Raw genomic sequence first — 14,092 nt, 5'->3', positions numbered from 1 at the left:
GGAGATGGCGGTGTACCATGTAAAACAGCATGGAAAAAATGATGTGATGATTTACCGGGAAGGCAAAACCGTAATTGAAGAAAAAGGCAAAGAGGAGATATATTCCTCCTATGCCTCCGCTATATTTGCACTGACCGCTGCCATTGATACGAAAGATCATTACACCTTCAACCATTCTAAGAATGTGGCCTATTATGCCACGAGACTGGCACAGCTATTGAATAAGAATACCGATTTTATTGAAGTGATCCGCGAGGCGGCTCTGCTGCATGACATAGGGAAAATCGGAATACCGGAGAATATCCTGAACAAGCCGGGACGGCTGACCGATGAGGAGTATGCGGTGATGCAGTCTCATGTGGAGAGTTCCATCGGCATTATCCGATATCTCCCGTCCCTGAACTATGTGATTCCCGCGGTCATCTGCCACCATGAGAGATATGACGGAAAAGGATATCCAAGGCGGGTTGCGGGAACGGACATTCCGCTGTCGGGGCGTATCCTCTGCATTGCCGACAGCTTTGATGCGATGGTTTCCAGACGTTCCTACAAAGAACCGTATCCGCTTGAGAAAGCAATCTCTATATTAATAGAAGAAAAGGGAGCGCAGTTCGATCCGGAACTGGCCGATGTCTTTGTGGAAGGCGTCAGATTGGGGAACATCATGGTTCAATAAATAAAAGCAGCGAAGAAATACTCACGGTAACCGCAGCGCGGACAGAAATGTCCTGATGCAGAAGCGGCTTCCGTGAGTATTTTTTCGATCTGCCGGGTGAGATAACTGGCTGCCGCCGGTTATTTATTTAACTGATTGCTACTGGACAAATTTTTTATCGAATTCCGGGTTAAAATAGTAATAGTTTTTGGAATCCATCGTAGTTTTTAAGTTTTCCAGAGCTTCTCCAAAACGCTGGAAGTGGACGAGCTCCCTGGCGCGTAAGAACTGGAGCGGAGCGCGTACGTCGGGATCCGTGATAATCCGCAGCAGGTTATCATAGGTCGTTCTGGCCTTCTGTTCGGCGGCCAGATCCTCCGTCAAGTCGGTGATGGCGTCTCCCTTACTCTGGAATTCACATGCATTAAACGGCACACCGGCTGCCGCTGTTGGCCACAGGGCACTGGTATGGTCGACATAGTAGGCGTCAAAACCGGCCGTTTTGGCGTCTGCGGTTGTCATATTTTTTGTAAGCTGGTAAATCATGGCGCAGATCATTTCCATATGGGCCAGCTCTTCCGTACCGATGTCGGTCAGCAGTCCGGCCGTCTTTTTACATGGCATGGAGTAACGCTGGGACAGATAACGCATGGATGCGGCAAGCTCGCCGTCGGGTCCGCCGAACTGGCTGATGATAAGCTGTGCCGTTTTCGGACAGCAGGTCTTTATGCTGACAGGAAACTGAAGCCGTTTTTCATAATTCCACATTAGAGAGCACCTCCTTCCCAGGGCGCCGGGCCGTCAAGCCAGGTGAAATGATCGGTAAGTCCGCCGTTTTTGCTGATACAGTCGATTGTAAGCGGCTCATAATTAGCGGCAAATTCCTGCATCAGGCCGGCGCGTTTCGGAGCCATTTCATTAAAATAGGAGATGGCGTCCGCACAGTCCGGATGGGTATCCAGGTAGAGCGTGACATCGTTGATGGCGAAGCTGACTTCGTCGATTTGTTTTAAGAGTGTGGTTCTGTCGGTCATTTCTGCTCACCTCCTATATAAAAAGGAAAATCCAGGTTTTCAAAAATGGTTCCGCGTTCCAGGGCAAGGGAAATTTCCCTCGGCTGAATCCAGGGCTGCATTGGAACGGATGCGATGGCCAGTATCTGTTGACAGTTGCATTCTTTTGCCTTATAGTCGTTTGCCGGGCTCATGATAAGTCCTCCTTTCATGATTGAATTGATGAAATTCATAGGAAGTTGATTTTCTGATGAAGTTCACTATTTAGTATTGGACATTGAGCCGGATAATAAATTGCAAAAATATTGCTAAATCAGGGAGAATGTGAAGAGGAAGAAAAAAACGGGAATAAAAAATGAAAGAGGCGGCAGAGCAATTCACACATAATTATAAGAAAAAATAAAAATCCGTGAAAAAAAGTTGTTATAATTTAGAAAAGGTGAATAAAAACTCTCTGAAAGAACTTGCAATTTGACAAAACCCATTATACAATGGCACTAGGCAAAAGTTGGACTTACTAAAAAGTGAACTTTTATGGGGTCACGGTAGGTAGTATCCGTTGTCGAAATAATTCAAATGGAGGACAGCAAAATGAGTAATTCTGCACAAACATTGTCAGGCAAGAGAATTGATTCCCTGCTTGACGATAACAGTTTTGTTGAAGTAGGTTCTTATATCACGGCAAGGAGCACAAATTTCAACATGACGGCACAGGAGACTGCGGCTGATGGTGTGATTACCGGATATGGTACCATCGAAGGCAATCTTGTGTATGTGTACAGCCAGGATGCGTCTGTAATGGGCGGCTCCATCGGCGAAATGCACGCAAAGAAAATTTCCAATATCTATAAGATGGCGATGAAGATGGGAGCGCCGGTCATCGGGCTTTTAGACTGTTCAGGCCTTCGCCTTCAGGAGGCGACAGACGCGCTTGACGGTTTTGGCCAGATGTACCTGGAGCAGACCATGGCATCCGGCGTCGTTCCGCAGATTTGTGCGGTATTTGGAAATTGCGGCGGAGGAATGGCAGTATCTTCTGCAATCGCAGACTTTGTATTCATGGCAGATAACGGAAAATTATTTGTTAATTCTCCCAACGCACTGGCAGGCAACGATGTCACAAAATGCGATACGGCATCGGCGGCATTCCAGAGTGAAGAGACAGGGCTTGTTGATGCAGTTGGAAGCGAGGAGGAGATCTTATCACAGATCAGGACTCTTGTATCCATCCTTCCGGCAAACAACGAGGATGATATGTCCTACGACGAGTGTGAAGACGATTTAAACAGGGTTTCTGAAGAGCTTGCGGGATGGACCGGCGATACGGCCAAAGCGCTTGCCGAGATTTCAGACGGCTATTTCTTTATGGAAGTGAAGAAAGAGTACGATCCTTCTATGGTAACCGGTTTTATCCGCCTGAACGGATCTACGGTCGGCTGTGTTGCAAACCGTACTGAGATTTATAATGAAGAGAACGAGAAGACAGAAGAATTCGAAGCGGCGCTTTCAGCCAGAGGCTGTGAGAAAGCTGCGGAATTCGTAAACTTCTGTGATGCATTTAATATCCCGCTCCTTACACTTGTAAATGTAAAAGGATACAAACAGTGCAAATGCACGGAGAAGAAGATTGCCAGAGCGGCAGGCCGCCTTACGTATGCATTTGCAAACGCCGATGTGCCGAAGGTAACGGTAGTGGTTGGCGACGCATTCGGAAGCGCTTATGTGACGATGAACAGCAAGTCCATCGGAGCAGACATTGTCTATGCATGGCCGCAGGCAAAGATCGGAATGATGGATGCCCAGAGCGCCGTTAAGATTATGTACGCGGAAGAGATTGGCAAATCAGAGAATGCAGCAGCTCTCATCAGTGAGAAGGCTGCCGAGTATGAAAAACTTCAGAGCTCTGCTCAGGCAGCGGCAGGAAGAGGATATGTGGACGATATTATCGAGGCCGGCGAGACCAGAAAACGTGTTATCGCCGCATTTGAGATGTTATTCACAAAGAGAGAGGATCGTCCGTCTAAAAAGCATGGAACGGTCTGATTATGATGAGGTGACGCATATATGAAACAGAATATTAAAAAGGTATTGCTTGTGTTATGTATGGCAGTCAGCTTCTTTGCCCTTACCGCCTGCTCCGGCAGCAATAAGGATTCAGAGCCGGTTCCCGAGACGATTGTGTCTACGATGAAGACGGGGGCTGAGAATTATCTGAAGGAGTTTGACAGCTACGACGATGAAGCGCTGGCAACTACATTAAAGAGAGTACAGAAACAAAAGAATACTGTCATGGAAAGTGCAATTTCTTCCTGGCAGAGCTCAAAACCTGATTTAGGAAGACTGGTATCCATTCTTTCTGAGGATGTTGAGCGTGTGAGCGAGGACAGCTACAAAGTAACAGTCAGAGCAAGTTATGAAAAGAGGGAACTGGATTTTGCCCTCACTGCGGAAGAGGTGGTCAGTGATAATTACGGCGGCACTTCTCTTGCAGCGACCGAGATGGTCTTTACTCCAATTTTTACTACAGGCGAAAAGCTTGAGAGAGCGGCAATGAATACTCTGATGGGTATGGGAACCGTGTTCCTGGTACTTATTTTTATCAGCTTTATTATTGCAAGCCTGAAGAATGTAAACACACTGGAAGCGAATTATAAGGCAAAGAAAGAGGCGGCGAAAGCAGCAGCAGAACCGGCGCCCGCGGCCCCGGCCCCGGCATCCATTGCCCCGGCTCCAGCGCCTGCAGCTCCAGTTCCGGCCCCGGTTCCGGCGCTCGTTGCTCCCGCACCTGATCCAGAACCTGTTCTCTGCGAGGAAGAAAACCTGGCGGATGATATGGAATTGGTGGCGGTAATTACAGCAGCAATTTCGGCTGCCGCCTGTGTTCCGGTGGAAGGATTGGTAGTACGCTCAATCAGACGGAAGTCTGGCTCAAAATGGAAAAACGCTTAATTGAATCAGGAGGAAAATCAGATGAAGAATTATACAATTACAGTAAATGGCAATGCATATGAAGTAACGGTAGAAGAAGGATTTACAGGAGCAGCTAAGGCAGCACCGGCACCAAGAGCAGCAGCACCGGCACCGGCACCAAGAGCGGCAGCACCAGCTCCAGCACCAAGAGCAGCAGCACCAGCCCCGGCAGCTCCGGCTCCGGCACCAGCGCCAGCCCCGGCGGCACAGGCAGCAGGTTCCGTACCTGTAACAGCTCCAATGCCGGGCAAAATCCTCGGTGTTAAAATGCAGGCCGGCGCAGCAGTAAAACGCGGCCAGGTTATCCTGATTCTGGAAGCAATGAAGATGGAGAACGAAATCGTAGCACCTCAGGACGGAACAATTGCCAGCATTAATGTAGCGGTAGGCGATATGGTAGAACCAGGCGCAACACTTGCAACATTAAACTAAAAACTGGTAAATACGGGTCATGAAAGATTCCGTTTGGAGGGATTAATATGGAATACATTACAACTACATTGTCTAATCTTCTTCAACAGACGGCATTTCTGAATCTTACTATCGGAAACATGGTTATGATTATCGTAGCGCTTGTTTTCCTCTATCTGGCTATCCAGAAGGGGTTTGAACCGCTCTTATTGCTTCCGATTGCATTTGGTATGCTGCTCGTTAATATCTATCCGGATATTATGAAAACTGTTGAAGAGTCGTCGAGTGGTGTCGGCGGACTTTTACACTACTTCTATTTATTGGATGAATGGAGTATCCTGCCGTCGCTTATTTTCATGGGCGTAGGTGCAATGACCGACTTTGGTCCGTTAATTGCCAACCCGAAGAGCTTCCTGCTGGGGGCAGCCGCCCAGTTCGGTATTTACGGCGCTTACTTTATGGCTATTTTTCTTGGATTTAATGATAAGGCAGCCGCTGCTATTTCCATCATCGGCGGAGCAGACGGCCCTACTTCCATTTTCCTGGCTGGTAAGCTTGGACAGACGGGACTGATGGGTCCGATCGCGGTAGCCGCATATTCATACATGGCGCTGGTTCCGATTATCCAGCCGCCGATTATGAAACTTCTTACTACAGAGGAAGAAAGAAAGATCAGGATGGAACAGCTTCGTCCTGTATCAAGACTGGAGAAAATTCTTTTCCCAATCATTGTTACAATTGTTGTCTGCCTGATTCTTCCTACCACAGCTCCCCTGGTTGGTATGCTGATGCTTGGAAACCTGTTCCGCGAATCAGGTGTTGTAAAACAGCTTACAGAGACAGCTTCGAATGCTCTTATGTATATTGTAGTTATCCTGCTCGGTACGTCCGTGGGAGCTACGACGAGTGCAGAAGCGTTCCTGAACATGAATACAATTAAGATCGTTATTCTGGGTCTGGTTGCATTCGCCCTTGGTACTGCAGCAGGCGTTATTTTCGGTAAGATTATGTGTAAGGTAACCCATGGAAAGGTTAACCCGCTGATTGGTTCCGCCGGCGTATCCGCAGTTCCTATGGCAGCCCGTGTATCCCAGAAGGTGGGAGCGGAAGCAGATCCGACCAACTTCCTTCTGATGCATGCAATGGGACCAAACGTTGCTGGTGTTATCGGTACCGCAGTAGCAGCCGGAACATTCATGGCAATCTTTGGAGTGAAATAATAGAAAAATTCAGGAGGTCACAAAATGGCTAATATAGAGAAAAAGCCGGTTAAGATTGTGGAGACCGTCCTTCGTGACGCTCACCAGTCCTTAATCGCAACCAGAATGACAACAGAGCAGATGCTCCCGATTATCGACAAGATGGATCAGGTGGGTTATCATGCCGTAGAGTGCTGGGGCGGCGCTACCTTTGACGCTTCCTTACGTTTCTTAAAAGAAGATCCGTGGGACAGACTGAGAAAACTGAGAGCCGGATTCAAACACACAAAACTGCAGATGCTGTTCCGCGGACAGAATATCCTCGGTTACAACCACTATGCGGATGACGTTGTAGAATATTTTGTACAGAAGTCAATTGCCAACGGTATTGACATTATCCGAATCTTTGACTGCTTAAACGATATCAGAAACCTTCAGACGGCCGTGAAAGCAGCCAACAGGGAAAAAGGCCATGCACAGGTAGCTTTGAGCTATACTCTGGGAGATGCCTACACCCTTGACTACTGGAAAAATATTGCGAAAGAGATCGAGGACATGGGTGCCAATTCCTTATGTATCAAGGATATGGCCGGACTTCTGACCCCATATGCGGCAGAGGAGCTTGTTACAGCCCTGAAAGAATCCGTGAAGCTTCCGATCGATCTTCACACACACTACACCTCCGGTGTAGCTTCCATGACATATTTAAAGGCGGTAGAGGCAGGCTGCGATATCATTGATACCGCTATGTCACCGTTTGCACTTGGAACCAGCCAGCCTGCAACAGAGGTTATGGTTGAGACATTCAGCGGCACACGTTACGACACGGGACTCAACAAAGAAGCCCTGGCCGAGATTGCCGAATACTTCAGACCTCTGCGCGAGGAAGCTCTCGCAAGCGGACTGATGAATACAAAGGTTCTGGGAGTGGATATCAATACCCTCCGTTACCAGGTGCCGGGCGGAATGCTTTCCAACCTGGTATCCCAGTTAAAAGAGGCTCATGCCGAAGACAAATATTATGCCGTACTTCAGGAGATCCCGAGAGTCCGCAAGGATTTCGGAGAGCCGCCGCTTGTTACACCGTCCTCCCAGATTGTGGGAACGCAGGCCGTATTAAACGTACTGATGGGACAGCGCTACAAGATGTTTACAAAAGAGTCCAAGAAACTTCTTATGGGCGAATTCGGCCAGACCGTTAAACCGTTCAACGCCGAGGTCCAGAAGAAAGCAATCGGAGACACAACACCAATCACCTGCCGCCCGGCCGACAAGATCGAGCCGCAGCTTCAGAAACTGGAAGCAGAGATGTCCCAGTGGAAGAAACAGGATGAAGATGTGCTGACCTATGCATTATTCCCACAGGTAGCGAAGGAATTCTTCGAGTACCGTGAGGCACAGTCAACCGGGATTGATCCTGCAAAGGCCGACAGGCTGAACAGGGCATATCCTGTATAAAAGGTAGTTTGGAAAAGAGCAGGGACAGGAGTCTTTGCTCTTTTTTTGCCTATAAATATGGCGTCCTGGCAGCCGCTCCGCACTCCATCAGCGAAAGCGGTCCCCGCAGCAGATTTCTTTCTTCCGGAGTTTCACCCCGCCAGCCATCCCCGTCCGGGACTGAAGACTCACCTTTTCCCCCTTATTCCACCCCTCCCCTTCCCGTCCGCGCTCAACTTTTTCAAAATTTCTGTCAACATCTCCCCCTTGTCTGCATATAATACTATAGATAATGGGACTGTTTTGCAAAAATACCAAAACAGATCCGGAGACGGAGGAGGATATGACAGTCAGAGTGCTTAAGTGGTGCAGGAAGGATACGGTAAGACAGGCCGTGTTAATCCTTCTGATGCTCATCACAATCCTGTTAGGCAGAATTTGTTAAGAAAATCTTACAATTCCTGTAAATTACTGGATATTCTGTGAACTTTTGTTCATGAGGTTGACATATAATGGTAGTTTTCATTATAATGTACATAATGCCTAATCAGGCAAATCGCTTTTTTGACCCGGAAGGGATTGAAAAGAATTCGCAGGTTTTGAAAATATAGAGGAAAATGCCGTTTCAGGCATTACGGGGAGAGACACGAATGAAAAAAAAGGGATATAAGAGGGTGGTTGCTCTGCTGCTTGGCTGTATTATGGCCTTCAGCCCATGGCAGGCGGGACATACGGGATTATCCGGTATGGTCAGCATGGCAAGTGAGCGGACTGCCTCGGTCAATGCGACGAATCTGAATGTGCGAAGCGGACCGGGCACTTCCTATCAGGCAGTGGCCAAACTGTCTCATGGGGCGGCGGTTACCGTAATCGGTGAGCAGACCGGGACAGACGGGAAACTGTGGTATCAGATACGGTTCAGCGGAGGCGGCGGAGCCGAGACAGTCGGATATGCATCCAGTGACTACATAAAATTTCCAACGGTAATTACATCCGACGGTGACTTTGAGAGCTATATGAACAGCCAGGGATTTCCGGAAAGCTACAAGCCGGGACTGCGTGAACTTCACGCCATGTATCCCAAATGGACGTTTACGGCCCTTCAGACCAACCTGGACTGGAATACCGCGGTAGAGAACGAGAGCGTAATCGGAAGAAACCTGGTGGGAAGAGAGAATATTTCTTCCTGGAAATCGACCGCAACGGGAGCCTATGACTGGGATACCGGTTCATGGCCAGGTTTTGACGGCAATTCCTGGGTCCAGGCGTCGGAGGATATCATCCGCTACTATATGGATCCGAGAAATTTTTTAAATGAAAAATATATTTTCCAGTTCATGAAGCAGTCCTATGACAGCTCTATCCATACGAGAGAAGGACTGGAAAGCATGGTGGCCGGTACTTTCCTCGCAGGCAGCGCAGGAGGAGGCACGGCGCCGTCCGGAGGAAGTTCTTCCGGGGATTCCTCCGGCTCCGGCAGTTCCGGGGGCGGTCCCGGCTCAGGACCTGGTTCAGGCCCCGGCTCGGAGTCGGGTTCCGGCCCGGGAGGCAGTTCCGGTTCAGGGGATAACGGTCAGGTTGTTTCTCCGATTTCACCGCTTGCCTCGATCAGCGACCATCAGGTGGACCGTGTTATGACGGCTTACGGACCGGGAATGGGCGGAAACTCGGGATTTTCCGATTCCGGCAGTAATTCCGGTAATTCCGGCGGTACGGCTCCGGTGTCGGGCAGCAGTTCCTATATTGATATTATCATGAATGCGGCAGCCCAGTCGGGCGTAAATCCTTATATCCTGGCCTCGATGATTATCCAGGAGCAGGGCAGCCAGGGAACCGGCCGCAGTATATCGGGTACCGTTTCAGGATATCAGGGATATTATAACTTTTTTAACATTGAAGCCTATCAGTCCGGCTCCATGGGAGCAGTCGAGAGAGGACTCTGGTGGGCATCACAGTCCGGCAGCTATGAACGTCCATGGAACAGCGTGGAAAAGTCCATACTCGGCGGATCTATTTACTATGGAAATAATTATGTAAAACGCGGACAGGATACTCTTTATCTGAAAAAATTCAACGTACAGGGGGACAACCTCTATAAACACCAGTATATGACCAACGTCCTCGCAGCGGCGGCGGAGGGGCTCACCCTGGCTAAAATCAGTGCGCTCAAGACAACGGCTCTGGAGTTCTCCATTCCGGTTTATAAGAATATGCCGGCTACGGCATGTGTAAAGCCAACGATTGACGGCAGCCCGAACAATAAGCTGTCCGGCCTTGGAGTGGACGGATTTGCCCTTACCCCTACTTTTAACAGGGATACGGAATCCTATGATCTGATTGTGGACCATTCCGTCAGCAGTGTGACGGTGGCGGCTTCCGTGATCGATTCCAAATCAACCGTCAGCGGAACGGGAAATATTAATCTGCAGAGCGGCAACAATGATATTACCGTGGCTGTCAAGGCACAGAACGGAAGCATCAGAAATTATGTGATTCATGTTGTGCGTCAGGACAATGGTCCGACCTATTCTAATTCTATCGGCAGCGGAGTGAACTCCGGTTCGGGAGGCAGTTCGGGTTCCGGCCCCGGGGGCGGACCTGGAACAGGCCCGGGAGGCGGTACGGTAAGTAGTCCGGGCGGCAGTTCTTCCGGCAATTCGGGAGGCGGATCGGATGTACAGATTATTGCTCCGGACGGCTCCGGTTCCGGGATAGAGTCGGGCAATACGAATGGGCCGATGGCTCCGGGCAGCAATGTATCCGGCTTCGGCACCTCGTCGGATCCCTCCAATCTGGTGGGTCCCGGGGGAAGCTCAGGAACACCGGGCTCAACATCCGGCCCAACGTCAGGAACAACACCCGGCTCTACGCCCGGCGGGAGCGGTTCTTCAGGCACGGGAAGCGGCGGAACACAGACCGTCAGCGCCGGCGTAACTGCGGCACAGCTTGCAGCATCCCTGACCGCGGCGGGAGCGGGAAGTATTGTAAAGGTTTATAACTCATCGGGCGGAGAAGTCACCGGAGGCGTGGGCACGGGCAACCTTGTCCAGGCTTTCGGTTCCGACGGTTCTCCCACGGTCCGCTATGAAGTGATCGTGAAGGGGGATAATAACGGTGACGGTAAATTAAATATTCTGGATGTGCTGAAAGCACAGAGGCATATCCTCGGGCTTGAAACCCTTACGGGCTCGTTTGAGAAGGCCACCGATGTCAATGGCAACGGGAAAGTCGACATCATGGATATCCTGGCAATGCAGAAGGATATTCTGGGGAGTCAGAAACTGAACTAGGTGGGAGAGATTATGAACAGAAGAGTAAGAAATATAGTTACCAGCCTGATTGCTGCATGTGCCCTTTGTCTGGCCATGCCGTTTGGAGGCTTTGAGGCTTTTGCAGCCAGCGCAAAGATATCATTTTCCGATCCGAGTACGACGGTGGGACAGGAATTTAATGTGACGGTCAAGGTTACGGCCACAGACGGAAACCTCGGGGCTTCCGATCTGGTTTTATCTTATGATCAGTCGCATATTGAGTTTGTCAGCGGGAATAATGCCAATGGAGGCGCCGGTTCCGTGCGCCTTGTGGGAACGATGGATTCCAATACGACAAAGGAATTTGCCTATACGCTTAAATTCAAGGCGGTACAGGCGGGCGACACGTCGATATCCGTAGCAAGCCATGAGGTTTACGATGCGGATACCCAGGCCGTCAATGTTACAAAGGTGGGTTCATCGGCGGTAAAAGTCAAGGCTCCTGCGACGTATTCCAGCGAAGCGGCCCTTGCCTCACTGAAAGTATCGCCGGGACAGCTGTCACCGGCTTTTTCACCGGACGTAATGTCCTATACGGTAAATGTCGGCGGCGATGTGGATAAAATCGCAGTCAGCGCCGATGCCAAGGATGCCAAGGCAAAAACAAAGGTCACCGGAGGTTCCGGCCTCAAGACGGGAGCCAACACCGTGGTATGTAAAGTTACCGCGGAGGACGGCCAGACTGTAAAATCCTATACGATTACAGTCAATAAATCTGAATCTTCGGAAGTACCGGCCACGGAGGCCGGAGAGGCCATGGTTACGGGCAGTGCTGTGGTCGGTGAACTGAAGGCCGATATTGACGGAGTGGAATACAGCGTGGCGTCGTCGTTTGACCCTGCGGCTCTTCCGGCGGGATATACCCAGTCTACCTGCACTTATAACGGTACGGAGATTATGGCAGGGACAGGCAACGGACTTACCCTGATTTATCTCCAGGGAAGCGACGGAAACGGTTCATTCTATATCTATGTGCCGGAATCGGGGGCATTGTCGCCTTATGTGACGATCGACAGTGTGGCAAGGGCAATCGTGGTCCTGCCGATTGATGATACCATCGAAGTTCCGGAAGGATTTGCCCAGACCGCCATCCAGTTGAATGGAGACGCAAAAGTCAAGGGATGGGTATGGAAGACCGATGAGGAACAAAAGTACTGTGTTATTTACGGTATGAATGAGAGCGGTGAAAAGGGACTTTACCGTTACGATATAGCAGAAAAAACATTCCAGCGTTACTTTGAAGACCCTGCACTGGAGAGTCAGTTTGACGAAGCACAGGTTACAAAGCTTCTGGATGATTATAATGCACTCTGCAAGGATTACGATCTCAGATTTATTGTTATTGTGGTTCTGATTGTAGTCTGCCTGATTCTTTTCTTTATGGTGATTAACCTGCTGATGCGCAGGAGAGAACATGCGGGAAGATCGGAGCGCGATGAAGCGCCGACACCGGTAAAGCGCAGGGCGATGCAGGAAGAGGAAGACAGGAAGAGACAGGGACAGGCAGCCAGGACGGGCAGAATTGCCGAGGACGGCATGGAACAGAGAAGACGCCTTGCCGGAGACGAACGTCTTCAGGCAGAGCAAAGAAGAGGACAGGAGCCTGCAAGGGCGGCGAAATATGGCCAGAATGCGGGATATCAGGATGCTGCAGTGCGCAGAATGGCGGGAACGGCAGAACCGGGCTATCCGGCTCAGAGACGCCCGGAACCGAGAAGTTCCGAGCAGAACCGCACATCCCAGAGACGTCCGGAGCAGGTAAATCCGGCGGGGAGAAATCCGGCGGGGAGAAATCCGGAATCAGGGCGGAGCACCCAGGGTTACCCTGAAAGAAGAAATCCGGAATCAGGCCGGAACGCTCAGAACTATCCTGAGAGAAGAAACCCGGAACCAGGCCGAAGCACCCAGGGCTATCCTGAAAGAAGAAATCCAGAGCCGGGCCGAAGCGCCCAGGGCTATCCTGAGAGAAGAAATCCGGAGCCGGGCCGAAGCGCCCAGGGCTATCCTGAAAGAAGAAATCCAGAGCCGGGCCGAAGCGCCCAGGGCTATCCTGAAAGACGAAGTCCGGAGCCGGGCCGAGGCGCCCAGGGCTATCCCGAGAGAAGAAATCCGGAGCCGGGCCGAGGCGCCCAGGGCTATCCTGAGAGAAGAAATCCGGAGCCGGGGCGAGGCGCCCAGGGCTATCCTGAGAGAAGAAATCCGGAGCCGGGCCGGAGCACCCAGGGTTATCCGGAAAGAAGAAGTCAGGAATCCGGTCGGAGCGCCCAGGGTTATCCCGAGCAGCGATATGCGGCAAAGCCCGTCAGAAGCCAGGATACGGGAATGGAAGAGGCCATCCGCCAGAGGGAGATGGAACGCGCCGAGCGGGCCAGAAGAACCAGGGAACGATTAGAGAGGGAACGCCAGGAAGACGAGAGGCGCGCCCGCGCCGCCAGAACCGGGGAAAGAACCAGAAAACCCGCTCCGCGCGATGACGACGATTTTGAATTTCTTGATTTGAACTAAATGATACGGTGGAAGTCTCGCTGAGATTTCCTTAACACCGGCATACGGACCGGACATGCACGAAAGCAGGGAGAACTGCAGTGTGCATGTCCGGTCCGCCTGTATATTTTCCCTGGAAGTTGAAATTTTGCGTATTCCACTTGCAGGTTGACTTCATGTTCACTTTGTTATATAATCGCTATAACAAAATGACGAAAGATGGTGGATTATGATTGTAGAGATCGACTTTAACAGCGATGAAGCGATTTATATTCAGCTTAGGAACCAGATTATTATAGGAATAGCGACGGAGCGGCTCCGCGAGGGAGAGACGCTCCCATCGGTGCGCCAACTGGCCGATGATATAGGGATTAACATGCATACGGTAAACAAAGCATATTCTGTATTAAAACAGGAAGGCTTTGTCAAACTGGACCGCCGCAGGGGCGCCGTTATCTCTCTGGATGCAGATAAGATCAGGGCGATACAGGAACTGGAACGCGACTTAAGCGTCATTCTTGCCAGGGGAGCCTGCAAGAATGTGAGCCGCGAAGAAGTACACCGGCTGGTAGATTCTATTTTTGACGCTTTTTCCGGATAAAACCGGGTATC

General features: G+C 50.5%; 12 protein-coding genes. 9 read left to right on the top strand and 3 right to left on the bottom strand.

All coding sequences use genetic code 11. The features are described 5' to 3' along the window. The first annotated feature begins 4 nt into the window (after window positions 1-4). Entirely contained in the window at window positions 5-676 is a 672-nt protein-coding gene (locus QZT18_RS01445) for an HD-GYP domain-containing protein (protein ID WP_366925775.1), read from the top strand. A 138-nt stretch (window positions 677-814) separates the two neighbouring features. On the opposite strand, the gene QZT18_RS01440 is transcribed toward QZT18_RS01445, so the two are convergent. From QZT18_RS01440 to QZT18_RS01430, 3 genes are read right to left on the bottom strand one after another with little or no spacing between them, the layout of a single operon-like run. Beyond that, complete coding sequence (locus QZT18_RS01440) at window positions 815-1,423, bottom strand: manganese catalase family protein (RefSeq protein WP_294143698.1); 609 nt, start codon at window positions 1,421-1,423, stop codon at window positions 815-817. Beyond that, window positions 1,423-1,689: a spore coat protein CotJB gene (locus tag QZT18_RS01435; protein WP_294143697.1), complete on the bottom strand. Its 267-nt coding sequence runs from the start codon at window positions 1,687-1,689 to the stop codon at window positions 1,423-1,425. Before QZT18_RS01435 ends, QZT18_RS01440 begins: the two co-directional genes overlap by 1 nt. After that, the gene (locus tag QZT18_RS01430) at window positions 1,686-1,862 is read right to left on the bottom strand and encodes a spore coat associated protein CotJA (RefSeq protein WP_294143696.1); all 177 of its coding nucleotides are present in this window, start codon (window positions 1,860-1,862) and stop codon (window positions 1,686-1,688) included. Before QZT18_RS01430 ends, QZT18_RS01435 begins: the two co-directional genes overlap by 4 nt. 397 nt (window positions 1,863-2,259) lie before the next feature. Here QZT18_RS01430 and QZT18_RS01425 point away from each other — a divergent pair, with 397 nt between their 5' ends. The 8 genes from QZT18_RS01425 (at window position 2,260) to QZT18_RS01390 (ending at window position 14,081) form a co-directional block, all read left to right on the top strand. Then, on the top strand, window positions 2,260-3,711 hold the full coding sequence (locus QZT18_RS01425) for an acyl-CoA carboxylase subunit beta (protein ID WP_294143695.1): 1,452 nt from the start codon (window positions 2,260-2,262) through the stop codon (window positions 3,709-3,711). Between the two features lie 21 nt (window positions 3,712-3,732). Beyond that, window positions 3,733-4,617 (top strand): OadG family transporter subunit, encoded by an 885-nt coding sequence (locus QZT18_RS01420; protein ID WP_294143694.1) that lies wholly within the window; start codon window positions 3,733-3,735, stop codon window positions 4,615-4,617. Window positions 4,618-4,638: 21 nt separating this feature from the next. Continuing rightward, window positions 4,639-5,070 carry a biotin/lipoyl-containing protein gene (locus QZT18_RS01415; protein WP_294143693.1) on the top strand — a complete coding sequence of 144 codons (432 nt, stop codon included), beginning with the start codon at window positions 4,639-4,641 and terminating at the stop codon, window positions 5,068-5,070. A 47-nt stretch (window positions 5,071-5,117) separates the two neighbouring features. After that, the gene (locus QZT18_RS01410; RefSeq protein WP_294143692.1) at window positions 5,118-6,269 is read left to right on the top strand and encodes a sodium ion-translocating decarboxylase subunit beta; all 1,152 of its coding nucleotides are present in this window, start codon (window positions 5,118-5,120) and stop codon (window positions 6,267-6,269) included. A gap of 24 nt (window positions 6,270-6,293) precedes the next feature. Next, window positions 6,294-7,706, top strand: a complete 1,413-nt coding sequence (locus QZT18_RS01405; RefSeq protein ID WP_294143691.1) for an oxaloacetate decarboxylase subunit alpha — start codon at window positions 6,294-6,296, stop codon at window positions 7,704-7,706. A 629-nt stretch (window positions 7,707-8,335) separates the two neighbouring features. After that, window positions 8,336-10,975 (top strand): SH3 domain-containing protein, encoded by a 2,640-nt coding sequence (locus QZT18_RS01400; RefSeq protein WP_294143690.1) that lies wholly within the window; start codon window positions 8,336-8,338, stop codon window positions 10,973-10,975. Between the two features lie 12 nt (window positions 10,976-10,987). Continuing rightward, complete coding sequence (locus tag QZT18_RS01395; RefSeq protein WP_294143689.1) at window positions 10,988-13,501, top strand: cadherin-like beta sandwich domain-containing protein; 2,514 nt, start codon at window positions 10,988-10,990, stop codon at window positions 13,499-13,501. A 208-nt stretch (window positions 13,502-13,709) separates the two neighbouring features. Next, on the top strand, window positions 13,710-14,081 hold the full coding sequence (locus QZT18_RS01390; protein ID WP_294143688.1) for a GntR family transcriptional regulator: 372 nt from the start codon (window positions 13,710-13,712) through the stop codon (window positions 14,079-14,081). Window positions 14,082-14,092: the final 11 nt, after the last annotated feature.

Source organism: uncultured Clostridium sp. (assembly GCF_900547735.1).
Lineage (GTDB): Bacteria > Bacillota > Clostridia > Lachnospirales > Lachnospiraceae > Otoolea.
This window is presented reverse-complemented; position numbering and strand designations above follow the sequence as displayed.